This window comes from Tistrella mobilis KA081020-065 (genome assembly GCF_000264455.2).
Taxonomy (GTDB): domain Bacteria; phylum Pseudomonadota; class Alphaproteobacteria; order Tistrellales; family Tistrellaceae; genus Tistrella; species Tistrella mobilis.
In genome coordinates this window covers 416,185-440,610 of sequence record NC_017957.2, presented here as the reverse complement: position 1 = coordinate 440,610, position 24,426 = coordinate 416,185, and the positions used below count along the sequence as shown (strand labels likewise).

The window sequence follows — 24,426 nt, the reverse complement described above, 5'->3', positions numbered from 1 at the left end:
CCTACCCCGCCATGTCGTCGGTCGCCGAGGCCCGCGTCAACGCCGGCCGGCCGGCCAGGCGGGCCCAGTAGGTTTCAAAGGCCGGGCGTCGGTCGATGGTGCCGAATTGCAGGCCCCAGCCGATCTGGGCGCCGAGATACACATCCGCCGCGGTGAAGCGGTCGCCGGCAAGGTAGGGGCTGGCGGAAACGGCCACCTCCAGCGTGTCCATCACCCGGGTGAAACTGCCATAGCCGATGCTGCGCTCGCGTTCCGCCGGCACCTCGATGCCGAGTGCGCGGTTGCTGACCGCCGCCTCCAGCGGCCCCGCGCCGAAGAACAGCCAGCGGAACCAGGCCGCGCGTTCATGGGGACGGGGGGCGAGCCCCGCTTCGGGGAAGGTTTCGGCCAGATAGGCGCAGATCGCGGCGCATTCGGTCACCACCGCGCCGTTATGGACCAGGGTCGGCACCTTGCCCATGGGGTTGAGCGCCAGATAATCGGGCGCCTTCATCGGCGCGCCATACTCCAGCACCACCATGCGATAGGGCACGCCCACCTCTTCCAGCATCCAGCGCGCGATCATGCCGCGCGATTGCGGGTTGGTGTAAAGGATCAGCTCGTCGGACATGGGGCTTGGGGCTCCGGCTCAGCGGGTGGCGATCATGAACAGGCGCGGGAAGGGCAGCAGCACCGTACCGTCGGCAAGCGCCGGATAGGCGGCGGCGATCTTCGCACGGTAGCGGTTCAGGAAGTCGTCGCGCTCACCCGGGCTCAGCGGGTCCAGGAAGGGGCGCAGCCCCGTCGCCTTCACCCACTCCACCACCGCATCCGGCCCGCCGGGCAGGACGTGGATATAGGTGGTGCGCCAGATATCCACGCGGGACGCCAGATTGCGCAGCAGCTGGTAATACCAGGCGGCGGGCGGCAGGGGCGCGCGGGCAGCACCCGCCAGCCGGTCGGCCCATGGGCCTTCGGCGGCGGTTTCGCGCATCAGCACATGGCTGGGTTCGGCCATGTTGTCGGGCATCTGCACCGCCAGGCTGCCGCCCGGGGCCAGGCGTTCCACCAGCGCCGGCAGCAGCACGTCATGCCCCGGCACCCATTGCAGCACGGCGTTGGACAGGATCACGTCGAAGGGCCCGGTCGCCTGCCAGCGGCTGACATCATCCTGCGCGACATCAATATCCGGCAATCTTGCCCTGGCGGCCGCCACCATCTCGGGCGAGGAATCGAGTGCGGTCACCCGCGCGCCCGGAAAGCGGCGGATCAGCACCTCGGTCGAATTGCCCGGGCCGCAGCCCAGATCGACCGCGCTCCGGACCGGATCGGTCGGCACATGGGCCAGCAGATCGACCACCGGGCGGGTGCGCTCGGCCTCGAAGGTCAGATATCGGGCGGGGGACCAGGTCATGGGCGGGGCTCCGGATGTGGGTGCACAGTCTGCGCCGGGGGACCCCCTCCCGCAACCCTCTGGAACCCGGCTCGACCCACGGGTAAACTGATGACCAAAACAAGGTCGCAGGAGCCGCCGGCCCATGAGCATCACCCCCGAGACCACCACACCCGACACCGAAGCCCTCGAAGCCTGGTTCGCCGACCACGTCCCCGGCCGGCATGGCCGGCTGGCGCTGGAGCGCTTCGCCGGTGGCCAGTCGAACCCGACCTTCCGGATCCGGAGCGAGGCCGGAACCTATGTGCTGCGCCGCAAGCCGCTGGGCGAGGTGCTGCCCTCCGCCCATGCGGTCGACCGCGAATTCCGCGTGCTGGCCGCACTTCAGGGCACGGGCGTGCCGGTGCCGCCGGTGCATGCGCTCTGCACCGATCCGGCGGTGTTCAGATCGATGTTTTATGTGATGGATTTCGTGCCCGGCCGGATCTTCTGGGATCCGCGTCTCCCCGACCTCTCCCCGGCCGAGCGCGGCGCGATCTTCTCGTCGATGAACGACGCCATCGCCCGCATCCATGCGCTCGACCCGGATGCGATCGGGCTGGGCGATCATGGCCGGCGCGGCAATTACGTCGAACGCCAGATCGCCCGCTGGACCCGCCAGTACCGGGCATCCGAGACCGTGGCCAATCCGGCCATGGAACGGCTGATCCAATGGCTGCCCGAACATGTGCCGGCGGAAGACGACACCCGCCTGGTTCATGGCGACTACCGGCTGGACAATGTGATCATCCACCCGACCGAACCCCGGGTGGTGGCGGTGCTGGACTGGGAGCTGTCGACGCTCGGCAATCCGCTGGCCGATTTCGCCTATCACATGATGACCTGGCGCATCGCCCCGGGCCTGTTCCGCGGCCTGGCCGGCACCGATTTCGCCGCCGCCGGCATCCCGGACGAACGCGCCTATCTGGAGATGTGGCTGGCCCGCACCGGCTTTGCGCCCTCGCCGTCCTGGGATGTCTATGTGGTGTTCCGCCTGGCCGCCATCCTGCAGGGCATCGCCCGCCGCGCGCAGGACGGCACCGCCGCCAATGCCGATGCCGAAGAGGTCGGCCGCAAGGCGGTGCCGCTGGCGGACCTCGCCTGGTCGTTTGCGGAAAAGATCCGCTGACCGGCAGCGGGACGGGCGGAGGTCACATCATGCCCGGGATCAGCAGCGAGATGATCGGGAAGCCGAGCAGCAGCCCGGTTACCACCGCTTCCAGCACCAGGAAGGGGGCGATGCCGGCGAAGACCTCGCGCAGATCCACCGCATGGCTGCGTGGCACCGAGGCATTGACCATGAAGGCGTTCAGCCCCATGGGCGGCGTCACCAAGCCGATCTCCAGCAGCTTGACCACGATCACCGCATACCAGATCAGGTCGTAGCCCAGATCCGACACGATGGGCAGGGTGATCGGCACCATCAGCAGCAGAATGCCCGAGGGATCGAGGAACATCCCCAGGATCAGGAACAGCACGATGATCGCCGCCATGATCTGCCAGGGCTCCAGCCCGGCATGCTGGGTCCAGCCGATCAGGCCGGAGGTGAGGTTCGAGGCGGCGACCAGGGTGATCAGCACCTTGGCGCCGAAGGCCATGATGAAGAGCTGGGCCGATTGCGAGACCGCCTCCTCCAGCGCCTCGTACATGTCGCTGAGGCGGAGCGCGCCGCGGGCGATGCCGATCAGGGTGGCCGCGATCACGCTCACCGCCGCCGACTGGATGGTGGTGAACAGGCCGGTGAAGATGCCGACCGCGATGATCGCGAACAGCAGGGTCGCCGGCCAGAGGCCGAGGATCGCCCCCAGCATGTCGCGGCCCGAGACCCGTACCGCCCGCCCGGGCGCCGCTTCGGGGCGCAGCCGCACCCAGATCTGCACCGTGATCACATAGCCGAGCAGGGTCAGCAGCCCCGGCAGAATGCCGGCCAGCAGCAGCTGCCCCACCGACACCTCGGCCAGGATCGCGAACAGCAGAAAGGGGATCGAGGGCGGGATCATCGAGCCGACCGTGCCGCCCATCGCCACCGTGCCGGCGGCGAGCCGCCGGTCATAGCCGTTGTCGATCATCTCGGGGATCGAGATCCGGCCCATGGCCGCGGCACAGGCGAGGCTCGATCCCGACAGCGCCGAAAACCCGCCGCAGCCGAAGATGCAGGCGACCGCCAGCCCGCCCGGCATGCGGCCCAGCAGCACCCGCATCGACCGGAAAACATCGGTGGTGATGCCCGATTTATGCGCCACGGCACCCAGCAGGATATAGAGCGGGATGGTGCTGAGTTCATAGCTGTGGACGAAGCGGAAGGGGACGTCGGCCAGCACCGACATCATCGGCCGGAGTGCGGCTTCGGGATCGAAGGCCTCGCCCGGGTACCAGCCATAGACCAGGAACAGCCCGGCCACCGCCCCCAGGATCAGGGCGAAGGCGATGGGAACGCGCAGCCCCACGAAGCCGAGCACGGCCAGAAAACTGGCGCCGATCGCATAGGCCGAGTTCATCTCCCGGTCCCCCTTCCCTGGCCTGCCCTTCCGCCCTGGCCGCCCCTGCCGTCACCGCCCGCAACAGCTCCAGCAGGCAGGCCGCCAGGCCGCCCGCCAGGCCGATGACCACCAGCAGCCGCCCCGGCCAGGCCATGAGTTCAAGCTCGCCGATATAGAGCGAGCCGCTGAGCCAGGCCCGGTCGAAGGCGATCCAGGCCGCCCAGCCGAGGATGCCATAGGCGGCGATGCCGCAGAGCGCCGCGAAGACATCGAGCGCCCGCTGCACCCCCGCCGGCAGGGCCCGTGTCAGCGCCTCCACCGCCACATGGCGCCGGCGGCGGACCAGCAGCCATTGCGGCAGGAAGGCCACGACCACCATGGCCTCGGCCACCAGCAGGTCCTCGTCCGGCGGCACCAGGCCCACCAGCGTGCCGGCCACCGCGATGCCGACATAGATCACGCTGAAGGCGAGTGCCGCGACGCCGATCGCGCCCAGCCCCTTTTCGGCCAGATCCAGCCAGGGCACCGGCCGGACGGCCGCGCTCACTTGCGCGTCCACGGATAGCCCTCCGTTGCCAGCTCGGCCTGATACTTCGCCTGCAGCGCCTTGAACTGGTCGAGCACCGCCGGATCGCCCTTCTCCAGGAAGGCATCGACGGTGATCTTCCCCGCCTCCAGCAGCCGGGCGTGATCCTCGGGCGAGAGGGTGTGGAAGGTCACCCCGTGGCTGGTTTCAAGCTCGGCCCGCGCCGAGGCGATCGTCTCGATGTTGAGCCGGGCGCCGGCGGTGGACAGCGCGTCTGCGGCCTTGAGCAGCGCCGCCTGACGTTCGGCCGGCAGGCGGCGGAAGCTGCGCTCGTTCATCACCACGCCGAAAGCCAGATTCTGGCCGAAATCCAGGATGGTGACATGCTTCGCCACCTCGAAATGGCGGAAGGGGATGATGGCGTTGACATAGGTCTGCGCGCAGTCGATCAACCCCCGATCCAGCGACTGGTAGACATCGGTGAAGGCGACCGACACCGGGATCGCGCCGAAGGCTTCGAATGCCAGCGAATGCGGCGGGTTGGCGCGGACCTTCCGGCCCTTGAGATCCGCCAGGCCGGTCACCGGGCTGGTGCAGATCAGCACCACCGGCGTGGTGGTGAAATTGGCGATCAGCCGGACGTTCTGATCGGCGAATTCCCGTTTGATCGTCGGGTTGGTCGCCGCCAGTTCCTGCATCACCTTCATGCCGACCCAGGGATCGGAACTGCCCATCGGCAGATCGCCGACCCGAAAGTTGAACAGCTCCGCCGGCGTGCTGACACCGACCACGGTCCCCATATCGGCCACCCCGTCACCGACGCCGCGCAGCACGTCCCGCAGTGCGATCAGCGCAGCACCATACGTGATCCGCACATTCAGCGCGCCATCGGTGGCCTCGCGCAGCTGGTCGGCGAATTTCGCCAGCACGATGCCCTGAACGCCGCGTTCGGTGCCGTATTCGCTGTAAGTGAGCGTCTGGCCCGCCGCGGCCGGCGCCGCGAGGTTGAAAGCCGCAAGGGTGAAGCCGGCCGTCACCACCGCAGCCATGCGGAGGCGTTTGTATGTGCCCATCATCTTCGTTTTCTCCCGTCAGGTTCCGCAAATCTACGTTTGCGTGAAACTTTTAACTATCTCGTTTAAAATCTGCGAGGATGTCAACAGCCACGACACGGCGCGGCGCAATTTCCCGAGCGACGCCCCCGATGGGAGACAGGTATGAGCGAGATGGACGGAACCGGATCCGGCACGGTGCGGGAGCGGCGCAAGGCCCTGCTGGAGCGCGAAATCAAGGACAAGGCCTGCACGCTGTTCGCGCGCAAGGGCTTCGACGGCACCAGCCTGACCGACATCGCCGATGCGGTGGGGTTGAGCCGGGCGGCGATCTACTACTACTTCGAGAACAAGGAGGCGCTGCTGGAAGCGATCGTCGCCGAGGTGTCGGAACGCCCGATCCAGACCCTGCTTGGCTGCCATGACCGCGCGGCGGCGGGCCCGGCGGAAGAACTCCGCGACATGGTGCGCCGCCATGTCGTCAGCGTCATCGACCGCCAGGTGCTGATGCGGATGATCGCGGTCACCGAGGCCGCCCTGCCGCCCGCGCTCGCCGCGCGCCATGCCGCATCGAAGCGCCGCTATCTGGAAGATTGCCGCCGGATCATCCGCGACGGCATCCGGGCCGGCGTGTTCCGCCCGGTCGACGACCGGGTGGCGGCCCTCGCCGTGATCGGCATGGCCGCCTGGACGGCGCAATGGCACAGCCCCGACCGGCCGCCGGCCCCGGCCGAACTGGCGGAGATCTTCGCCGACATGGCGGTCCGCGCGCTCGAAACCGACCGCAGCGACAGCCCGGCCGGCTCGATCGACGCCCTGCTCGACGGCATGCGCAACCAGATCGGACGGCTGGAGCAGATGCTCTGATCGACAAAATTCTACGAATCTGAAGAATAATCTACGTTATCGTTGATTCCTGACGCCGGAGAGCGCTATGGTCTGATCCAAGAACAGACACGGGAGGAAACCATGCCCAGCGTCCGGACCCCGATCCCGGGTGTCGTCTATCCGTCGGCGGCCGACACCGCCCGCTATGATGCGCTCGGCCTCTTCGACACCCTCACCATGCCCGAAGCCTGGGAGCAGATGGCGGCACGCCATCCCGACCGGGTGGCGGTCACCGATCCCGACGGCAGCTGGACCCTGGGGGAGCTGGATGCCCTGTCGACCCGCCTCGGCGGCGCCCTGCTCGGGCTGGGTCTGCGACCGCTCGACCGGGCGATCTTCCAGATCGCCAACAGCCGCGAGCTGGTGCTCTGCCTGCTCGGCTGCCTGAAGGCGGGGGTGATCCCGGTCTGCACGCTGACCGCGCATCGCGCCCTGGAGATCGGCTATCTGGCGCAGCATTCCGGCGCCCGGGCACATTTCATCTGCACCGACGAGGCCAAATTCGATGCCGCCGGCTTCGCCGAAGACATGCGGCAGGTGGCACCCGGGCTCGACGACGTGATCGTCGCCCGTGGCCCGACCGGAAACCGCCCGGGCTTTCACGGCCTCCAGGCGCTGATCGATGCGACCGACACCGCCACGGCGCGCGAGCGGTTGGCCGGGGTGGAGCGTGATCCAGCGCAGGTGGCGGTGTTCCAGCTCTCGGGCGGCACCAGCGGCGTTCCCAAGATCATCCCGCGCTTCCACAACGAATATCTCTGGCAGATCCGCAGTGCCGGCGCCTTTCACGGGCTGGATCACCGGACGGTGTCGTTCTCGGCCGCACCGATGATGCACAACGCCCCCATCGTCTGCTATTGGGGCTCGACCTTCTGGGCGGGTGGCGAGGTCGTGTGCATGCCGGTGCCGACGCCCGAGATCATGGCCGATCTGATCCGCGCCCGCCGGCCGACGCTGATGGCGGTGCCCGGCCCGCTGATGTACCGCCTGCTCTCGGCCGATCTGCTGGAGGTCGGGGATCTGCGCGCCGCCCTGCAGATCGCCGCCGGAAATGCCCGGCCGCTGGCCGAGAAGCTGGGCGCGCCCACCGTCACGCTCTATGGCATGACCGAGGGCATCATCTGCTACAGCGCCGCCGGCGACGGCCTCGACATCCTGTCGGACACGGTCGGCCGGCCGATCGATCCGCTGACCGACATCCGCATCCAGGATCCCGAGACCGGCGAGCCGCTGCCGGACGGCGTGATCGGCGAAATGGTCTTCCGCGGCCCCAGCTCCACCCGCGGCTATTACGACGCGGAAGAGCGTAACCGCGAGGCCTTCACCGCCGACGGCTATGTCAAATCGGGCGATCTGATGAGCATCCGCCATATCGGCGGCGTCCCGCATCTCACCTTCGACGGCCGGGTGAAGGATGTGGTCAGTCGTGGCGGCGAGAAGATCAATTGTTCCGAGGTCGAACGCGCTTTGCTCGGCCATCCGCGGATCGCCGCGGTGCTGTGCGTACCGATGCCCGATCCGCTCTATGGCGAGCGGATGTGCGCCTTCGTCGTGCCGGTGCCCGGCACCACGGCCCCCGACCTGCGCGAGACCGGTGCCTTCCTCGAAAACCTGGGCATGGCGAAGTTCAAATGGCCCGAGCGGATCGAGACGGTGGCCGATTTCCCGCTCACCGGCTCGGGCAAGCCGTCCAAACCCCTGCTGAAGGAACGCATCGCCCGGATCCTGCGCGAGGAGCGCGCCCCCGCCGCCTCCGACGCGCTCGCCTGATCGCGGCCATGCGAGTGAAGGAGCCTCAGATATGAAGATCGCCATCGTCGGCGGTGGTCCCGCCGGCCTGTTCTTCGCCCGGCTGATCAAGCGCAGCCGCCCGGATGCCGAGGTGCGGGTGTTCGAACAGAATCCGCGCGACGCCACCTATGGCTTCGGCGTGGTGCTGGCCGGCACCGCCCGCGACCGCCTGCGCGAGGTCGACCCTGAAACCCTCGACCGCCTGGCCCGGGCGATGACCTTCTCGGGCAGCCAGAAGATCGGCCTCAACGGCGACAGCCTGGTGCTGACCTATCCGGGCTCGTCGGGCGCCATCGCCCGGCTGACCCTGCTGCAGATCCTGGGCCGGCTCTGCGACGAGGTCGGTGTCGAGGTGGTGCACGACCGCCGGATCACCGGGGCCGCCGATCTGGACGGCTATGACCTGATCGTCGGCGCCGACGGCGCCAATTCCGTGATCCGCACCATCTGGCCCGATGCCTTCCCGGTCAGGTCCCACCAGCTGGGCAACCGCTTCGCCTGGTATGGCGTCGACCGGGCGCTGAAGCCCAATGCGCTGATCTTCCGCTATCATCGCGGCGGCTGTTTCATCGCCCATTACTACACCTATGCCGACGGGCTCAGCACCTTCGTCGCCGAATGCGATGCCGCAACCTGGGAGGGCTGTGGCCTGGACCGCATGACCGACGGCCAGCGCAAGGCGCTGATCGAAGAGATCTATGCCGATGTGCTCGACGGCGGCCGGCTGCTGGAGAACAACTCGATCTGGCGCCGCTTCGATGCCCGGATCGCCGAGCGCTGGACCGACGGCCGGGCGGTGCTGATCGGCGATGCGCTCCGCGTCGCCCATTTCTCGATCGGCTCCGGCACCCGGCTCGCCATGGACGACGCCGTGGCCCTGCATGATGCCCTGATCGAGGGCGGCCCGGTCGCCGGGGCGCTCGACCGCTATGTCGCCGCCCGCCGGCCGGTACGCGACCTGTTCACCGAGGCGACCGCCCGCAGCTATGACTGGTATGAAGGCGTGCGCCAGGCGATGCAGACCGATCTGGTCAGCTTCGTTCACGACTTCCTCACCCGCACCGGGCGGGTCGATGACGACCGGCTGAAGGAGTATGCGCCGGAGTTCTATGCCCGCCACATCGCCCCGCGCCGCGCGCAGGATGCCGGGCTGGAGCTGACCGCATGACCGCCGCCCCCGACCATCTCCCGGTCCAGGAGGGCATCGTCTCGATGCATCCCTTCGTGGTGCGCCGCACCGCCCGCTGGTCGGATTGCGATCCGGCCGGGGTGGTCTATGCCGGGCGCTTCCCGCTCTACATGTTGGATGCCTGCCATCTCTTCGGCGAACACGTGCTGAAGCCCGCCCTGCCGCCCGGCATCAGCCACCGTGCCCCGGGCAAAGGCATCGAGATGGAGTTTCTGAGCCCCCTCTGGCCCGGCGACGTCTTCGACATCGAGATCCATCCGGGGGGCGCCGGCGCCCATACCACGCATCTCCTGATCGCCGCCCGGCGTGCCGATGACGGCCGGCCGGTCTTCATCGGCCGGGTGAGTTCGATCCGCGTCTCCGACGAGGACCGCACCGTCACCATGCCGGTGCCGCCGGCGCTCTGCGCCGTGCTCGACGATCAGGCGGCACGGTCGGGCCCCCTGCCCGAAATCCTCCACAAGCTTTCCCCCGCCACGCGGTTCGCGAAGGGATGACCGCCTCATGACCAGTCCCGACACGGCTCCCCGCCGCCAGGCGACCACCACCGCCGGTCTGCGCGGCACCACATGGGATCCGGCGCGCCTGCCCGCCGGCACGTCGATGACCGCCCATGCGCTCACCACGGCGGACGGCGCGCCGGTGACCGGCTTCCTGTTCCGCCGCGGGGCCGAGCGGAGCGTGGTCTGCCTGATGCACCCGCGCGAGCTGGGTGTCACCCAATACATCGTGCCCGATCTGCTCGCCGCCGGGGTCGCGGTCTGGGTGCAGGGATCGCGCGCGCCCGGCAACGACATCCGGCTGGAGCACGAAACCGCGCTGCACGACATGGCCGCCGGCCAGGATTTCCTGCGCCGCGAGGCCGGATACGCGCAGACCGTTCTGCTCGGCATCTCGGGCGGCGGGCCGCTTGCCGCCTATTACTGCCAGCAGGCCGCCCGCGCACCCGAAGACCGGATCGCCCGCTCCCCCGGCGGCCGGCCCACCGGGCTCGACCGTGCGGCGATGCCGGCGCCCGACGGGGTGGTGCTGGTCTCGTCGCATCTGGGCCAGGGGGCCCTGCTGCTCGCCTGCATCGACCCGTCGGTGACCGACGAAGACGACCCCCTCTCGGTCGATCCGGCGCTCGATCCCTTCTCCCCCGACAACGGCTTCCGGCCGGCGCCGGACTCATCCTCCTACGCTCCGGATTTCCTGGCCCGCTATCGCGCCGCCCAGACCGCACGGGTGCGGCGGATCGACGAGAAGGCAAAGGCCCTGCTCGCCCGCAAAGCCGCGGCACGCAAGGCCGCCAAAGCCGATGGCAGCCGCGAGGATGCGATCCTCGCCGCCTTCTCGCCGATCTTCCAGGTCTGGCGCACCGATGCCGATCCGCGCTGCTTCGACCTCTCGCTCGACCCGTCGGACCGTGCCTATGGCACGCTCTGGGGCGCCAATCAGCTGGTCAGCAATTACGGCTCGGTCGGCTTCGCCCGGGTCTGCACGCCGGAAAGCTGGCTGTCGAACTGGTCGGCCTTTTCGACCAACGCCTCGATGGACAGCTGCGCGCCCGATATCGGCCAGCCGGTGCTGATGATCGAATATACCGGCGACAACAGCGTCTTCCCGGCCGAGGCGGAGCGTCTCTTCGGCCTGATCGGTGCCGCCGACAAAACCCGGCTGCGCGTCCACGGCAATCATCACGGCCGCGCGGTCGACCCCGAAAAGCCCAATGGCCAGATCGTGGCCGGCGACGCCGTCGCCGCCTGGCTGGCGGACAAGGGCTTCGCCTGACACCGGAGGAGAAATCGCCAGATGACCGCAGACACCATCCATCAGAAGGCTCGCCAGGATACGGCCTTCTCGACCAATCGCGCCTACCGCACCCAGGATCCGGATGTGCAGGCGTTGAAGTCCGCCTCGGAAGACGGGGTGCAGCTCCGCCTGCACGGCGTCGACCACACCGCCCGGCCGACCTGGAAGCTGCGCGAGACGGTGACCTTCTACCGCGACATCCTCGGCCTGAAGCTGATCCACACGATCAGCGCCCGCGGCTGGGGCCAGCCGGACCACCCCGACTTCCTGCACTTCTTTTTCGATGCCGGCAACGGTGCGACCATCGCCTTCTTCTACTACATCGGCACCGACCGCCCTGAGAAGTACCTGCCCGAGGACCACTATTTCTATGCGGCCACCCACACCGCATGGGGGGTGGAAAGCCGCGAGGAGCTGGAGCGCTGGAAGGACACGCTGGAGGCCCGGGGCGTCATCGTTTCGCCCTACACCCGGCATGAAGGTATCGAATCGATCTATTTCCTCGACCCCAACGGTTATCCGCTGGAGGTGACGCTGCGTCTGCGCGCGATCGAACGGATCGATGCCGAGGACGCCGAGCTGACATTGCGTGCCGCCATCGAGCTTGAGGACGCCGCCCGCGCCTCCGGCACGCGGATGACCGATATCGATGCCGTATGGCGCCGCAAGGCCGCCCTGGTCGACGCCTGGCTGGAGGAAGCGTGATGCCCCGTCTTTATGTTGTGGATGTGCCTGAATTCAGGCCGCTGGTCGACGTGTCGCGCGGCCGTGACGGCTATCGCATCTCCGACCCCCGCAAGGGCTACTGGATGATCGAAACCGATGGTCCGATGACGTTCGAACGCAAGGCATTGGGGATGAAGCCCGCGCTCTGGTACGGGATGTTCACCGGCGGCCTGGACGGCGAAGTGGCCGAATGGGGCCGCGACACCGTCACGGTGATCGGGACCAATCAGCCGGCCTGACGGAGACCGATACGGGGGAGCGATCCTCGGATCAGACCTTGCGATCGGCCGCCAGCAGTAAAGCCAGCTGTTCGACATCGTCGCGCAGCGCCGCCAGCGCGGCTTTCGGGTCCGACAGCCGGTTGCGGTCGCTGCGCGCCGAGATCACCGACTGGACCGCCATGTCGGCGATCTGCCGCGCCACGGCGGCGAGATCGGCCCCGCGGCCGGGGGCGAACCAGTTCACCGTCCAGTTCACCATGCCGATGATCGCGAGTGCGGCCACGCGTTCGTCCTGGGCCCGGAATGCCCCCGCCTCCATGCCCTCGCGCAGGATGGCGCGGTACTCCGCCAGCACCCGGCGCTTGGCCTCGATATGGCGCGCGGCCATGTCGGGCGGCAGCACGGCCTCGGTCACCTCGATCATCCGCATCTTGAGCTGACGGGTGAGCACGCCCCGCACCCGCATCTCGACGAAGCTGCGCAGCCGCTCCACCGGGTCCTCGGGCGCCGTCTCGCGCCAGGCGGCGCTTTCCGCCAGCGGGGCGGCGGTCGCCTCGACCACGATCGCCTCCAGCAGCGCCTCCTTGTTGCGGAAATAGTAGTAGACCGCGGCACGGGTCAGCCCCACGGCGTCGGCGACATCGGTCAGCGTGGTGCCGTCGAAGCCCTTGCGGGCGAACAGGATGCAGGCCTGCTCCATGATCTGCTTCTCCACCAGCGCCTTACGCATGTCGCGCGGGGCATCGGTGGCCTGCGTCTCAGGCGCTTCGGGCGTCCCGTTCGTCCCGGCCTTCGCCGTCCTGGCCATATGCCTGCCTCTTCCCTCTTCGATGACTGCCCCCTTCCTATCACGCCGCAGCGCACACACGCATCGCCTTTCCGGCACCTGCGTCAGAAACCCTGCGGCAGCGTCTGACTTTCCGTTCCCCTCAGCCTGCGAAGGACGCGTGATGACCACCCCCAGGATCCACCGGATCGGGCAGATCGTGCCCAGTTCCAACACCACCATGGAAACCGAGATCCCCGCCTTCCTGAACCGCTGGTCGGCGGCGCGCGACGATCTGCGCTTCACCTTCCACGCCTCGCGCATGCGCATGAAGCACGTCACCCTGGACGAGCTGGCGGCGATGGATGCCGACAGCCGCCGCTGTGCCGCCGAACTCTCGGATGCGCCGATCGATGTCGCCGGCTATGCCTGTCTGGTCGCGATCATGGCGATGGGGCCGGGCTATCACCGCAGCTCCGAAGCCGCCCTCGGTGCCATCGCCGCCGAAGGCGGGCGCCCCTTTCCGGTGGTGACCTCTGCCGGCGCGCTGTGCGACGAACTCACCCGGCTGGGCCACCGGCGGGTGTCGCTGTTGATGCCCTATGCCGACGGCCTGGCCCGCATCGTGGCCGATTATGTCGCGGCCGAAGGCATCGAGGTGGTCGACTACCGCAATTTCAGCGTCACCGACAATCAGGAGGTCGGCCGCATCCCGGGCGACCGGCTGCTCGCCGCCCTGGGCGACCTGGATACGGATGGTGCCGACTGCGTGGTGATGTCGGCCTGCGTCCAGATGCCCAGTTTCGACGTGCTGGCGGCGGCGGGCCAGAGGCTCGGCAAGCCGGTCACCTCCACCGCCGAATGCACCGCACGCAGCATGCTGCGCCGGCTCGGCTATGACCCGGGGCCGCTTGTGGCGACGTCATCGGCCGGGTGACTATTCTGCCGCCGCCCGTTCCGCCATCGATCCTGCCATCCGGGCCTTCGGGGATGCGCACATCTCTGATCGCTTCGAGGTCAGCGTCCCCGGCGCAGACGAGGTGTTCTATTGTACCCCACCGTCGGATCATTGGCGCGAAGTGCAATGATCAATGCACGCTCCCGTCGCAGGACATCTGATGGGGTGGCAGTCTCAGACTCCCACAAGATCTCACGCCGCACGGTCATGTCGCGACGGGACTGACGGTCGGGAAAGTCAGCTTCGATGAGGCTCTTGTCCGGACTACCGAAATAGGTAATCGAGTCGGTCATGTCACTACCGACATATATCTTGCCATTCGGCCACGTGACCTTGTACACGACCATCATCTTCGGCATCACGACCCTCCTGGACCAATCCGCGCAATGTACCGGGCAACGATTGGGCTCGCCCTGTTGCCGCCGCTCCAGAAATCATGGGGGCTCCCGTCGTCAGCGACTGTGCCCATATTTTTAAGAATGGTTATCAATAGCGAGGATTGGCATTCTCATTCCGGAATCCGGGCCGCATCGCCGGCCCCCGGCCAGGCCATCGGCAGCCGACCGGTGAAGGGATGGGCAATGGTTCCGTCGGCGGCGCGAAACAGCACATCCGCAATGCCCGCCCCCTCGCTGCCCGGCAGCCAGGCCGCGATGAAGGCGTCCGATGCCGCCATCTCCGGGCCGATGAACAGCGGCCGGCCCGACAGGAACACGCTGACCACCGGCAGGCCCGCTGCCTTCAGATTTTGCAGCATCGCCTGTGCCCGGCCGCCGTCGCTGCGGCCGAAATCCAGATCCGGGCGGTCGCCGGCCATTTCGGCATAGGGGGTTTCGCCGAAGACGGCGATCACCACGTCCGGGCGGGTGGCGAAGCGGCCGTCGGGCGCCAGTTCGGCGCTGCCGCCGGCACGGGTCACGGCCTCCCGGATGCCGTCGAAAACGGAGGTCGCGCCGGGAAACATCCCGTTCCGGCCGATGCCGCCCTGCCAGTCCAGCGTCCAGCCGCCGGATTGCATGCCGATATCGTCGGCGCCGGGCCCGACCACCGCGACCCGCAGCCCGGGGTCGATCGGCAGCAGGTTTCCGTCGTTCTTCAGCAGCACCAGGCTGCGGCGCACCGCCTCGCGCGCCAGGGCGCGATGGGCTGCGGCCCCCGGTTCGGGCAGGCCGGCGGCGCGTTCCGACGGCGCGGGCCGGTCGAACAGCCCGGAGCGGAGCTTGACCCGCAGGATCCGCCGCACCGCATCGTCCAGCCGTGCCATGGCGATCTCGCCGGTCTGCACGCGCCGGACCGTATCCTGAAACAGCCCCCGCCAGTCGGTGGCGGCCATGAACATGTCCAGCCCGGCGGTCATCGCTGCGGGGCAGCTGCCCGGGGTGCAGCCCGGCAGCGCGGCATGGCCGTCCCAATCGCCCAGCAGGATGCCGTCGAAGCCCATCCGATCCTTCAGCACCCGGGTCAGCAGCCCCTGATGGCCATGCAGCGCGGCGCCGTTCCACGACGAGAACGAGGCCATCACCGTCTGCACCCCGGCGGCCAGGGCCGGCGGATAGCCGGCGCCGTGGATGTCGCGCAGCACAACTTCAGGCAGTTGCGTATCGCCGCGATCAGTGCCTTTGGTGGTACCGCCATCGCCGATGAAATGCTTGGCGGTGGCGATCACCCGGCCATCTTTCAGGAAATCCTGTCCCACCCGCCCCTGCAACCCCTCGACCGCCGCCCCCGCCAGCCGCGCGACCAGAGCGGGGTCGCTGCCGAAGCTTTCATAGACACGCCCCCAGCGGGCATCGCGGGCCACCGCCAGCGTCGGGCCGAAGCTCTGGTCCAGGCCGGTCGCCGCCACCTCGGCCGCGATCGCCCGGCCCACCCGGCGCACCAGATCAGGGTCGCCCGCCGCCCCCAGCGCGATGTTGTGCGGAAAGACCGTGGCACCGATCAACCGATTGTGGCCGTGCACCGCATCGGTGCCCCAGATCACCGGAATGCCGCTGCGTGCCAGCGATGCCGCATGATATGCATCCGCCGCCGCCAGCCAGCGCTCGCGCGGCACCAGCCCGGTACCGCCGGGGGAGGAATTGCCCCCGGCGAACAGCGCCCCCAGCGGCCAGCGCGCCAGATCGGCGGGGGTCACCTCCGCCACATCGGCCATGATCGTCTGGCCGACCTTCTCGTCCAGCGTCATCCGGCCCAGAAGAGCATCGATCTGCGCCTCCAGCACCGGATCGGCCGCCAGCGCACGCGCCGGCACCGGCCAGATCTCCGGCGTCACCGTCCCGGCCGCCCCGGCGCCGCCAGACGTCAGCACCAGCGCCATCAGGGCTGCGGCCGCACGGATCATCAGACCGGTGGCCCGTCGGCCAGCCCGGCGGCGGCCCATCAGGTCGCGGTCAATACCCCTCAGCGCGCAACCGCTCCTGTTCGGCATCCAGCAGGCGATCCATCTCGTCTTCGCCGACACCGTCGCCATCGGCAATGGCCGCCTGGTCGCGCATGAGCCGCCGGCTCATCGCGCACCGCGCCTGTCGCGGTTTTCATACTCCTGTCCGTCCTCTCCAGAGGCCGGAGATCGGGCACAAAGACATCCGCTCGCGCAAGATGGATCTTGCCGAGGGGGCCGCCAGCCGCTATCATTGGATCTATACTTGTCCGATACGCGCTAGTTTAGCGGCTTCGCGGGTCTTACACTCAATCTCTGAAAGCCTCGGTCGCACCAACGACCGAGGCTTTTACTTTTCGGCCTGATTGCGTTCGATAAATTCCCTCAGTGCCTCTTCCACAAGCGGGGCACGACTGCTCACCCCCCGCACACTCTTCAGTCGATCCAGCTCGGTCGGCACATAGACATACAGCATCCCATTCCCGGCAGCGTGCTGTCGGGAGCAGTGGGCGGCCACGGCGTGCCGTATCTCCGAGCGCGAAGATCTCATCATAGCTTTCACGTGAAGCCTCTTTCCGCGCCCCGGCAACCCATTTTTCAAAGGAGTCCCAGAATCATTGTAGAAATCATCGTGGATTACCCGGCGGGGTTGTCGGTTACATCTGGCTTTCGTCGGATCCGCGAAAGGTTGCTGCGCAGCCCTCGAATCACCATCGGGCCGAATGCTAGCCGATTCGGGACAAGATTGACCAGATGTGATTCGCAACCGTCGCGTGGGCACATCGCGCCTACCCAAAAACACAAAAAAGGGGATGGGTGCGTGTTGCCCCATCCCCTCGCGGCCCGACCTCTGCCGAACTCAGTCGCGTGTCTGGCGTCGATCGTGGAGATCGTCGTCATCGACCGGCGCCCCGGCCCCCTTGAGCGCCGCCATGATCACCCCGCGCATCGATGTGCCGCGGTGAAAAGCCTGCTCGCGGAGCCAGTCATGCAGACCCGCCGGCAGCACGATGGTCATGCGGGCATCACGGCGCGGCGCGGGTGTCGGAGTGGAGGTGGGCGCCGGAGTGGAACCTGAAGCCGCCCGGGAGGTGAACCCGGCCTCGCGTCCGATTGCGGCAGCGACATCGGCCGCGGCCGGCTTCGCCGGCGTTGGAGCAAAGCCACTGAGATCCAGGGTGGCGCGCTTGCGGGCGCCGTCACGCTTGCTCTCGCTCATGCCCCATCTCCCTTCACATGTCCCTTCAAATAGTCCACCACAGCTGCCGCGACGGCTTCCGCATTCTCGATCGCCGCTTCGGGATTGGCGACGTCGCCCGAACCTGAATCAGAACCAGGGCCGAGGTCATAGATGGTGCCTCCGATCTGCATGATCGCCCGGAAAGCCGCACGCTCGACCATCTCCGCCGGCAGAATGGGAATGCCGGCATCCTGAAGACTGGCCGCAATATGGCGGAAGTCCCGTCCCCTGAGGACGCTCGTGCAGGTGAAGAGGACCGCATAGGGGATCGTCCTGCGAAAGGCCTGGGCCTGGCGGGCGATCACCTTGATGACCCGCGCCCCCTGATCCGCATCCAGTTGGGATCCGCGCATGGGGATCAGCACCATGTCCGCCCGGCCGATCGCATAGGACACCGCCATATTGGCCGTGCCCTCCAGATCGACGATCACGAAGGGATCACGGGCCGCAGCACTGTCGATGTGATCGAGGATGTTTTCCTCCGTCACATCAGGCACCACCCGGAGCAGGGCCGGCACCCGCTCGGGATCCCGTGCCGCCCAGGCCCCAAGCGGCTGGTTCGGGTCGGCATCGAGCAGCGTCACTCCGGCGCCCTGGGCCGCAAACACCTGCGCAAGGACCAGGGCAGTGGTCGACTTCCCCACCCCGCCTTTGCTGTTGGCGAGTGCGATGACGGGCATCGACGGTCTCCTTCAGGCTCTTATACGTATCTACATAGATGCATTAGTGTTTAGCTGTATATATGCAAATATGATTTTATGCATGATGAGACATGCTGTTCTTCCCAGTGGTGGAAGGGGGAAGCGAAACTGGCTCGTGAAGGCAAAGGGGCCAACCAGCATGAAACGCAAAAAGAGCGATCTGAAGAGATATCGCGCGGGAGCGCGGCCCGACCGTCGGCCTGATTCTTAAAAGAAAATGGGCGGCGCCTGGCGATCCCCCGCCCCGATCGCATGATCTTGCAGACGGCTACCGGCACCCCAGCCACGCGACGATCGTCAGCAATGCAGGTCTGGCGAACCAGGACCGCAAGCGAACCTGAACTGTCTGATGCTCCCCTCAACCTCTCCGACGTACTGAAGGCCGCAGGGCTCGCACGAACGTGGGCTCTGCTCGTCAGCCGATCTATCCCCACCCGTGCGGGGGAACCAGCGAGAGGGAATGCCGAATCGGAGTGTGCTGGGGTCTATCCCCGCCCGTGCGGGGGAACCTTGACCAGCCGCACGGGGTGATAGCCGTAGTCGGGTCTATCCCCGCCCGTGCGGGGGAACCTCTTACCTTCAACCCATTGAAATTACTTAAACTCACCCCAAAGAACAAGCCCGTCCCTGCAGCGCAGGCATCTCATGGTATTCGCTCAGAACACCACCATGACAGCCTCAGACTACCAGAATTCATCCGATCGACACCGGCCCTTCGGACGGAGATTTTAAGACAAGCCACGCTCCCATGCCCGCAGGGGAATCGGGTGAAAGTTTTTAAACTGCGATGAGGCTTGCGAGGAAGTCGTCGTCCCAGGCGGCGACCTTGCGTCGGAGGCGTAGGGAGTCCTTTCCCGGTGCTTGTCGCAGCAGGTTATGTGCCATGTGCTTCAGGGTTGTGAAGTTGGCTGGGGCGTTTTGGGTACGCACCCGGCATTCGTCATCACGGAAGACCATATCCATGACCCAGTGGAGACTATTCTCGATGGCCCAATGACTTCTGATGATCGGCCCGACGAGAGCGGCGATGAGCGCCAATGATGTGATGTAGAGCCGGGTTTCGCTGTCGATTTTGTCGCCGATCCGTCGCGTGCTTTCCACGACGACGATGCTTTTGAGGCCGGGCCAGTCATGTCGCGCCCGGAGCCAGGCGACATCATGGATGACGGTGGTCTTGCGGGTTTCGATCCGGCCATGATCGCCGTCGACGGTCTCGTGCTGGCTGATGGTCGTATCCTGGAAGCCCTTGGCCTGCTGTTCGGCGACGAACAGGGCGACGTCCTCGCGCAGCGATCCTTGATTGCCTTTGAGGGCCAACACGTAATCGGCCTTCTTGTCGGTGATCCTGGCCGCAATGTCGCGCTGGCATCCCATGGCGTCGATGGTCACGATGGCCCCTTCGATCGCCAGCAGGTCCAATAGCTTGGGAATGGCCACGATCTCGTTCGACTTCTCGTCCACCTTGACCTGACCCAGCACCAGACGCTGCCGGGCGGCGAAGGCCGAGACCATGTGGATGGGCGCCTTCGCGTCCTTCTTCCCGCCCGAACGCCGCACGGTCTTGCCATCAATGGCGATCACGCCCTCAGGCGTCCCGGTAACCGACGCCACCCACGACACGAAGCACCGCTGAAAGCTCTCCGCGTCCAGCGACGCGAAGATGTCACCCAGCGTGTCGTGCGGCGGCGTGCCATCCGCGAATGGCCGGAAGCGCCGCAGCAGATCGAGCTTCTTTTGGCCAAAGCGCGCGATGTCCGTGAAGGTCTCCGCTCCCGCCAGCACCGCCAGAAGGCTCAGGAGCAGCACCTCATCAAGCGGATACACAATCTTGCCAGCTTGCCGCCCGTCCGGAAGCTCCTCAAAATGCTCAAGAAACCCAATCGCTTCGCCCAAGGCCCCACACGGTTCCATCCATCCCTCCCAAGCCAGCAACGTCGACAACGAGAGATTCAGACTTTTTCCGTCCTGTCACGCACTGTTTCACCCGATTGCCCTGCCCATGCCCGTCACTGTCCTTCCGCCCATCAGAGGCCAATGATATATTGAGATGCACTTACATCACTGTATATACAGTGATGTAAGTGCATTTTTATGGCTACGCGACAGCCTGCCCCGATGCCGCCGCCTGCAGCGCATGGAGATAGTCGACCGCCCGTGCCGCAAAACTCGCGGCCTGGAAGATCGCACGCTTGTCTGCCCTGAGCACATCGAGCCAGCTCGCGAGATAGGCGGCATGGTCCTCGCGCGGCGTGAGTGCAACGCCCAGATCCGCGCACAGGAAGGCCGCGCCAAGCTCGGCAACCAGCTCTTCACGGGCGTAAGCCTGATCGGCGAAGCGCCGGCCGAACTGACGATGACACCGGGCGGGATGACCGGTCCAATGAGTCAGCTCGTGCAAAAGGGTGGCGTACCAGCCATGAGCGTCGCGGAAGGCAGCGCGTGCCGGCATGCCGATCATATCCCGGGCCGGCGCATAAAAGGCACGCCCACCCCCGGCCTCAATGCGGGCGCCCGTCGCCTCGATGAAGGCTTCGGCGGCAGCGATCCGTTCAGGTTCGGGGCACGCGGGAAGCGGAGCCGTCAATCGGTCCGGCAGTCCGTCGCACTGCTCGACATTGAACACCGTATAGCTCTTCAGGAACGGGATCCGGGTCTCTGCTTCCTCGCCCGTCTCCGGATCGACATCGGTACGGGTGAGGGCAGAGCTGTAGACAACCGTGGTCCCGCGCTCACCCCGACGGACTGTGCCGCCTTCTGCCCCACACCCATTAAGAATCCGGCCTGCCGGAAGGTGATCCAGGTCGGCGCATGATAGCCGCGGATGAGGCTCGCCTCCCACAGAATGAGGGTGTTGATTCCACGATAGGGCTCACCCGTGGCCCGAAGCGGCCGGCCTGCAACGCTCTCCCCCGTCGATTTTTCTGGTTGCGGTCGGGGGGGCGCATCCAGGGCCGCACACCCGTCTCAAGCTGCGCCACGATCCGGGCGGTCACCTCGGCGTGAAGATCCTGCTTCATGGTCTCCTCCGTCTTGATGTGTCGGTCGATTTCATCGACCGACAACGCCCAAGGGGCGAACGAAGGAGGGGAAGCGGCGCAGCTCAGAGGGGTCGATCGCGGGGAGGGGGATCACCCACCCCGGGCCCGAGCCCGGGGCGGCGCTGCGCGCCGGCCTGCAGGCGGCCTGCCGCCGAAGGCTGGGGAGACCCCGCGATCGACGACGGCGGCACCGCCGCTGGCGCTTGCCCCTTGCGCCGCGGGGAACCTGGGTTCCCACGCTTTCCGGCGTCGCATCGGGTGAGGTTTACAGCAACCAGTAATCCGCGGGTTCCGGAAGCGGCGGCCCGCCGAAAACACGGCTGTGATCAAGACCGGTGGCCCCGAGGGCATAGACCCTGAGCTTGTCACCGGGGGCAAGATACGGGGTCAGGCGGGCGATGAGCCGGTCGGCCTCCTCCCGGGTCTGGCGAATTTCAAACACGCTGCGCTGCACGCGCACGGCCACATCTTCCAGGAGGCCGGCGATCCGGTCGCGGTCACGGTCGGCGACGATGTCATAGGCATAGACCATCACGAAGCGGGTCTCGGACATGAGGGCGGCTTTCTGCTGGCAGGCGGGCATTCAGTAGTCCAGGTGATAGGGGACGAAGGGTGCGTCGTCCTCGATATGCCGGCACCAGGCGGCAAGCTGGGTGTCGATCAGGCCGCGCCAGGCCCGCCGCCGCCCATCCGGGCCGGTCACCGGCCGGTCGAGCCAGCCTTCCCAGGTGCGGATCACCCGCCGCCCCGCTTCCGGCAGCACCCGCCAGCCGCCATCCGGCTGGCCAGGGACACCCGCCTGATCGGGGGCATCCGGCGGCGGCGGATAGCGGATGATGTCATCGGGCCCCAGGATCCGGTTGTTGAACAGATAGACCGTGCAGGCTTCAGCGAGTGGCGCCCGGAAGATTTCGATCAGGTCCGAGACCAGCGCATCATGGCCGTCGCGCACCTCGTGAAGCACACCGAGACCCGGATCCAGAGCGTGGCGGGTGGCAAGGGCCTTAATCTCGCGGGCCAGCAATGATGCCAGCCAGTCCAGGATCAGGTTCACCGGGTCAGCCGCGTTGCGCCGCAATCTGCGACGGAAGACCCAGCCATGGTCGATCAGGGCTCCAAGGGCCGGCCAGTAGATCGCGGCGGCCTCGCCCTCATGTCCCATCAGCTGCGGGATATCGGCGGCCAGCGGCAGTTTCCGCCGGATCCGCTTCAGCCGATCGGCAGCCGCATCGACCGTTGCCAGACGCTTGCGTCGGTTCAGACGCTTGAGCAGGGCCTGGGTGGTCTGAAGCCGGGCATCCACCAGCAGCCGGGCCAGGGTGAGCCGGCTGTCGGGGTTCAGGATATGACGCGCCTGGGCAAGATGGCGCTGCCCCCGGGCACCGCCATCTGGCTCCAGCCAGGCTTCGACCCCGCCCAGGCCGTCGAGCAGGGCGACGGGAATACGGGCGGCCGCCGCATGGCGCAGGGACCGGGCATCGGCGGCGACCCGATGACCGAGTTCGATGCGACCGACACGTGCCGCCGGAAGCGCGATCAGCTCCCGCCCCGTCTCGATCTCTTCCACCGTGAAGGCCTGATTGCGGACGCTGAGCCGGCGCCCGGGTTCGACGACATAGAGTGGCCGCAGGATCGGCGAAGCTTCGGGATCGCCTGGCGTCATCGCGATCGGGTCAGGCACCGGGGATGCCGTCGCCGGAGGCATGGCCGCCTCCGGCGTTGGATCGTCATCGGGCCGGGGCAGCACCAGGGAGCGGACGAAGAGCTTGCCCAGAAAGGCGAACCCCTGATCGAAACTGACCACCCTGGTCTTGTCCGGATGAAGATGCAGGCCGTGATCGGCAAGCAGGGCGGCGACATGGGCGCGCGCGCCTTCCGCCGCCGCCTCGTCTGCCGCCAGGATCACGAAATCATCGGCAAACCGCACCAGATGAAGCCCGGCGGCCGCGATGCGTTCATCGACCGTATCCAGATAGAGATTGGCCAGAAGTGGCGAGACGGGAGAGCCCTGCGGCAGCCCGAGACCGTCCCCCCGTCCGGCTTCGCCTTCCCGATCATAGCCATCCAGCCAGAGGCCGACGAGATCGACCAGACGAGCATCCCCGGTGGCCTGTTGCAAGCGATCGAGCAGGCGGTCATGGGGCACGCGATCGAAAAATCTGGTGATATCGGCATCCAGCACCCAGTGGAAACCCTGATCCCGCAGGCTCTCGACCCGGGCAATGGCGGTGCGAACCCCACGGCCCGGCCGATAGCCATGGCTTGAGGGTTCGAAGGTCGCATCAAGCATCGGCCCCATGACCAGGGCCGCGGATGTCATCAGAACCCGATCCGCGACACAGGGAATGGCCAGCCGGCGGGTGCCGCCATCATCCTTCGGAACATCGAGCAGACGATAGGGCCCTGGCCGGTAGGTTCCGCCCCGCACATCGGCCGCCAGCCGGGCAAGCCGGGGCTCGACACCGATATGGAAGGCATCCAGACTTTCACCATCGCCACCGGGACCGCCACGGTTGCGCAACACCTTGAACCAGGCTTCCCAGAGCCGATCGGGAGCAAGCAGACGGTCGAACATGGCGGAAAGACCCAGTGGAATTCATAATTGTCTGATATTATTGCAGAAACCTGGATGTCTTCAAGGGACGAATACCTGTGTATGAAATGATCCCGATCCCGACGGAAAATGGACCAAAACAGGATATCTTGACAATGGCCTGGAAGAGGGGGAGTTTGAAGCCATGACCAATCGCTCCGGTCATGGAAACCTCCGCTGCTTCGCCTCCTTATACAGTGTATAGTTTGAAGCCATGACCAATCGCTCCGGTCATGGAAACGGCGAAAAACGAGGACCGCATGCGAAGTCTCGTTTGAAGCCATGACCAATCGCTCCGGTCATGGAAACCAGAACGAGATCGGAAACGGTCATGGTCATGGTTTGAAGCCATGACCAATCGCTCCGGTCATGGAAACCTGGCGACGTCGAGGAACGGGAACGGCCCGTGTTTGAAGCCATGACCAATCGCTCCGGTCATGGAAACTCGAGAGGATAGGTTTTGGCGATTGAGTGGTTTGAAGCCATGACCAATCGCTCCGGTCATGGAAACTCCAGGCCGTGCTCCTTGTTGTAGGAGTCGACGCGTTTGAAGCCATGACCAATCGCTCCGGTCATGGAAACATGATGCCCAGCTTGAAGGCATCGATGAACAGGTTTGAAGCCATGACCAATCGCTCCGGTCAAGGAAACTATTTCCCGCCCCGCCGCGGC

At 66.7% G+C, this 24,426-nt stretch carries 22 protein-coding genes, 3 pseudogenes and 1 CRISPR repeat array (1 of these 26 only partly in view); of the genes and pseudogenes, 9 read left to right on the top strand and 16 right to left on the bottom strand.

Annotation, left to right across the window (positions count from 1 at the left end):
* Window position 1: 1 nt before the first annotated feature.
* Window positions 2-610 carry a glutathione S-transferase family protein gene (locus TMO_RS19825; protein WP_014747472.1) on the bottom strand — a complete coding sequence of 203 codons (609 nt, stop codon included), beginning with the start codon at window positions 608-610 and terminating at the stop codon, window positions 2-4.
* Window positions 611-628: 18 nt separating this feature from the next.
* Entirely contained in the window at window positions 629-1,393 is a 765-nt protein-coding gene (tam, locus tag TMO_RS19820; protein WP_014747471.1) for a trans-aconitate 2-methyltransferase, read from the bottom strand.
* Window positions 1,394-1,517: 124 nt separating this feature from the next.
* On the opposite strand from tam, the gene TMO_RS19815 reads away from it, so the two are divergent.
* Window positions 1,518-2,540 carry a phosphotransferase gene (locus TMO_RS19815; RefSeq protein WP_014747470.1) on the top strand — a complete coding sequence of 341 codons (1,023 nt, stop codon included), beginning with the start codon at window positions 1,518-1,520 and terminating at the stop codon, window positions 2,538-2,540.
* 22 nt (window positions 2,541-2,562) lie between these two features.
* Here the strand turns inward: TMO_RS19815 and TMO_RS19810 are convergent, their stop codons facing one another.
* From TMO_RS19810 to TMO_RS19800, 3 genes and pseudogenes are all read right to left on the bottom strand, one after another.
* Window positions 2,563-3,909 carry a TRAP transporter large permease gene (locus TMO_RS19810; RefSeq protein WP_041606912.1) on the bottom strand — a complete coding sequence of 449 codons (1,347 nt, stop codon included), beginning with the start codon at window positions 3,907-3,909 and terminating at the stop codon, window positions 2,563-2,565.
* Window positions 3,910-3,973: 64 nt separating this feature from the next.
* A pseudogene (locus TMO_RS32345) lies at window positions 3,974-4,282 on the bottom strand (TRAP transporter small permease); the annotation flags it as partial.
* A gap of 152 nt (window positions 4,283-4,434) precedes the next feature.
* Complete coding sequence (locus tag TMO_RS19800) at window positions 4,435-5,493, bottom strand: C4-dicarboxylate TRAP transporter substrate-binding protein (protein WP_014747467.1); 1,059 nt, start codon at window positions 5,491-5,493, stop codon at window positions 4,435-4,437.
* Between the two features lie 141 nt (window positions 5,494-5,634).
* On the opposite strand from TMO_RS19800, the gene TMO_RS19795 reads away from it, so the two are divergent.
* From TMO_RS19795 to TMO_RS32860, 7 genes are all read left to right on the top strand, one after another.
* Entirely contained in the window at window positions 5,635-6,336 is a 702-nt protein-coding gene (locus TMO_RS19795) for a TetR/AcrR family transcriptional regulator (RefSeq protein WP_014747466.1), read from the top strand.
* Window positions 6,337-6,438: 102 nt separating this feature from the next.
* Window positions 6,439-8,127: an AMP-binding protein gene (locus TMO_RS19790; protein WP_014747465.1), complete on the top strand. Its 1,689-nt coding sequence runs from the start codon at window positions 6,439-6,441 to the stop codon at window positions 8,125-8,127.
* A gap of 31 nt (window positions 8,128-8,158) precedes the next feature.
* Window positions 8,159-9,316 carry an FAD-dependent monooxygenase gene (locus tag TMO_RS19785; protein WP_014747464.1) on the top strand — a complete coding sequence of 386 codons (1,158 nt, stop codon included), beginning with the start codon at window positions 8,159-8,161 and terminating at the stop codon, window positions 9,314-9,316.
* On the top strand, window positions 9,313-9,834 hold the full coding sequence (locus TMO_RS19780) for an acyl-CoA thioesterase (protein ID WP_014747463.1): 522 nt from the start codon (window positions 9,313-9,315) through the stop codon (window positions 9,832-9,834). The genes TMO_RS19785 and TMO_RS19780 overlap by 4 nt, the downstream gene beginning before the upstream one ends.
* A gap of 7 nt (window positions 9,835-9,841) precedes the next feature.
* On the top strand, window positions 9,842-11,110 hold the full coding sequence (locus tag TMO_RS19775; protein ID WP_014747462.1) for a hypothetical protein: 1,269 nt from the start codon (window positions 9,842-9,844) through the stop codon (window positions 11,108-11,110).
* Between the two features lie 21 nt (window positions 11,111-11,131).
* Window positions 11,132-11,836: a VOC family protein gene (locus tag TMO_RS32865; RefSeq protein WP_014747461.1), complete on the top strand. Its 705-nt coding sequence runs from the start codon at window positions 11,132-11,134 to the stop codon at window positions 11,834-11,836.
* The gene (locus TMO_RS32860) at window positions 11,836-12,096 is read left to right on the top strand and encodes a hypothetical protein (protein WP_014747460.1); all 261 of its coding nucleotides are present in this window, start codon (window positions 11,836-11,838) and stop codon (window positions 12,094-12,096) included. Before TMO_RS32865 ends, TMO_RS32860 begins: the two co-directional genes overlap by 1 nt.
* A gap of 31 nt (window positions 12,097-12,127) precedes the next feature.
* Here TMO_RS32860 and TMO_RS19760 read toward each other — a convergent pair whose 3' ends face one another.
* The gene (locus tag TMO_RS19760; RefSeq protein ID WP_014747459.1) at window positions 12,128-12,886 is read right to left on the bottom strand and encodes a TetR/AcrR family transcriptional regulator; all 759 of its coding nucleotides are present in this window, start codon (window positions 12,884-12,886) and stop codon (window positions 12,128-12,130) included.
* Between the two features lie 142 nt (window positions 12,887-13,028).
* On the opposite strand from TMO_RS19760, the gene TMO_RS19755 reads away from it, so the two are divergent.
* Window positions 13,029-13,781, top strand: a complete 753-nt coding sequence (locus TMO_RS19755) for an Asp/Glu racemase (RefSeq protein WP_014747458.1) — start codon at window positions 13,029-13,031, stop codon at window positions 13,779-13,781.
* An 80-nt stretch (window positions 13,782-13,861) separates the two neighbouring features.
* Here TMO_RS19755 and TMO_RS19750 read toward each other — a convergent pair whose 3' ends face one another.
* From TMO_RS19750 to cas1, 10 genes and pseudogenes are all read right to left on the bottom strand, one after another.
* Window positions 13,862-14,161: a GIY-YIG nuclease family protein gene (locus TMO_RS19750; RefSeq protein ID WP_322111272.1), complete on the bottom strand. Its 300-nt coding sequence runs from the start codon at window positions 14,159-14,161 to the stop codon at window positions 13,862-13,864.
* A 149-nt stretch (window positions 14,162-14,310) separates the two neighbouring features.
* Window positions 14,311-16,143: a glycoside hydrolase family 3 protein gene (locus tag TMO_RS19745; RefSeq protein WP_145978300.1), complete on the bottom strand. Its 1,833-nt coding sequence runs from the start codon at window positions 16,141-16,143 to the stop codon at window positions 14,311-14,313.
* A gap of 898 nt (window positions 16,144-17,041) precedes the next feature.
* The gene (locus TMO_RS19735) at window positions 17,042-17,401 is read right to left on the bottom strand and encodes a hypothetical protein (RefSeq protein WP_041606910.1); all 360 of its coding nucleotides are present in this window, start codon (window positions 17,399-17,401) and stop codon (window positions 17,042-17,044) included.
* Complete coding sequence (locus TMO_RS19730; protein ID WP_014747454.1) at window positions 17,398-18,102, bottom strand: ParA family protein; 705 nt, start codon at window positions 18,100-18,102, stop codon at window positions 17,398-17,400. The genes TMO_RS19735 and TMO_RS19730 overlap by 4 nt, the downstream gene beginning before the upstream one ends.
* A gap of 798 nt (window positions 18,103-18,900) precedes the next feature.
* On the bottom strand, window positions 18,901-20,034 hold the full coding sequence (locus TMO_RS19725) for an ISAs1 family transposase (RefSeq protein ID WP_051045304.1): 1,134 nt from the start codon (window positions 20,032-20,034) through the stop codon (window positions 18,901-18,903).
* A gap of 184 nt (window positions 20,035-20,218) precedes the next feature.
* Window positions 20,219-20,746 carry an ArdC family protein gene (locus TMO_RS32855; protein ID WP_014747452.1) on the bottom strand — a complete coding sequence of 176 codons (528 nt, stop codon included), beginning with the start codon at window positions 20,744-20,746 and terminating at the stop codon, window positions 20,219-20,221.
* Window positions 20,747-20,800: 54 nt separating this feature from the next.
* Window positions 20,801-20,962 (bottom strand): annotated as a pseudogene (locus TMO_RS32850) (hypothetical protein); the annotation flags it as partial.
* A pseudogene (locus tag TMO_RS32845) lies at window positions 20,959-21,072 on the bottom strand (antirestriction protein ArdC); the annotation flags it as partial. The pseudogenes TMO_RS32850 and TMO_RS32845, both read right to left, overlap by 4 nt.
* Window positions 21,073-21,426: 354 nt before the next feature.
* Window positions 21,427-21,714, bottom strand: coding sequence for a CRISPR-associated endonuclease Cas2 (gene cas2 / locus TMO_RS19715; RefSeq protein ID WP_041607140.1), 288 nt, complete (start codon window positions 21,712-21,714; stop codon window positions 21,427-21,429).
* A 30-nt stretch (window positions 21,715-21,744) separates the two neighbouring features.
* Window positions 21,745-23,736: a CRISPR-associated endonuclease Cas1 gene (gene cas1, locus TMO_RS19710; RefSeq protein WP_014747450.1), complete on the bottom strand. Its 1,992-nt coding sequence runs from the start codon at window positions 23,734-23,736 to the stop codon at window positions 21,745-21,747.
* Window positions 23,737-23,889: 153 nt separating this feature from the next.
* A CRISPR array of direct repeats spans window positions 23,890-24,426; the repeat unit is 37 nt; unit sequence GTTTGAAGCCATGACCAATCGCTCCGGTCATGGAAAC; it runs 45 nt beyond the window's last position.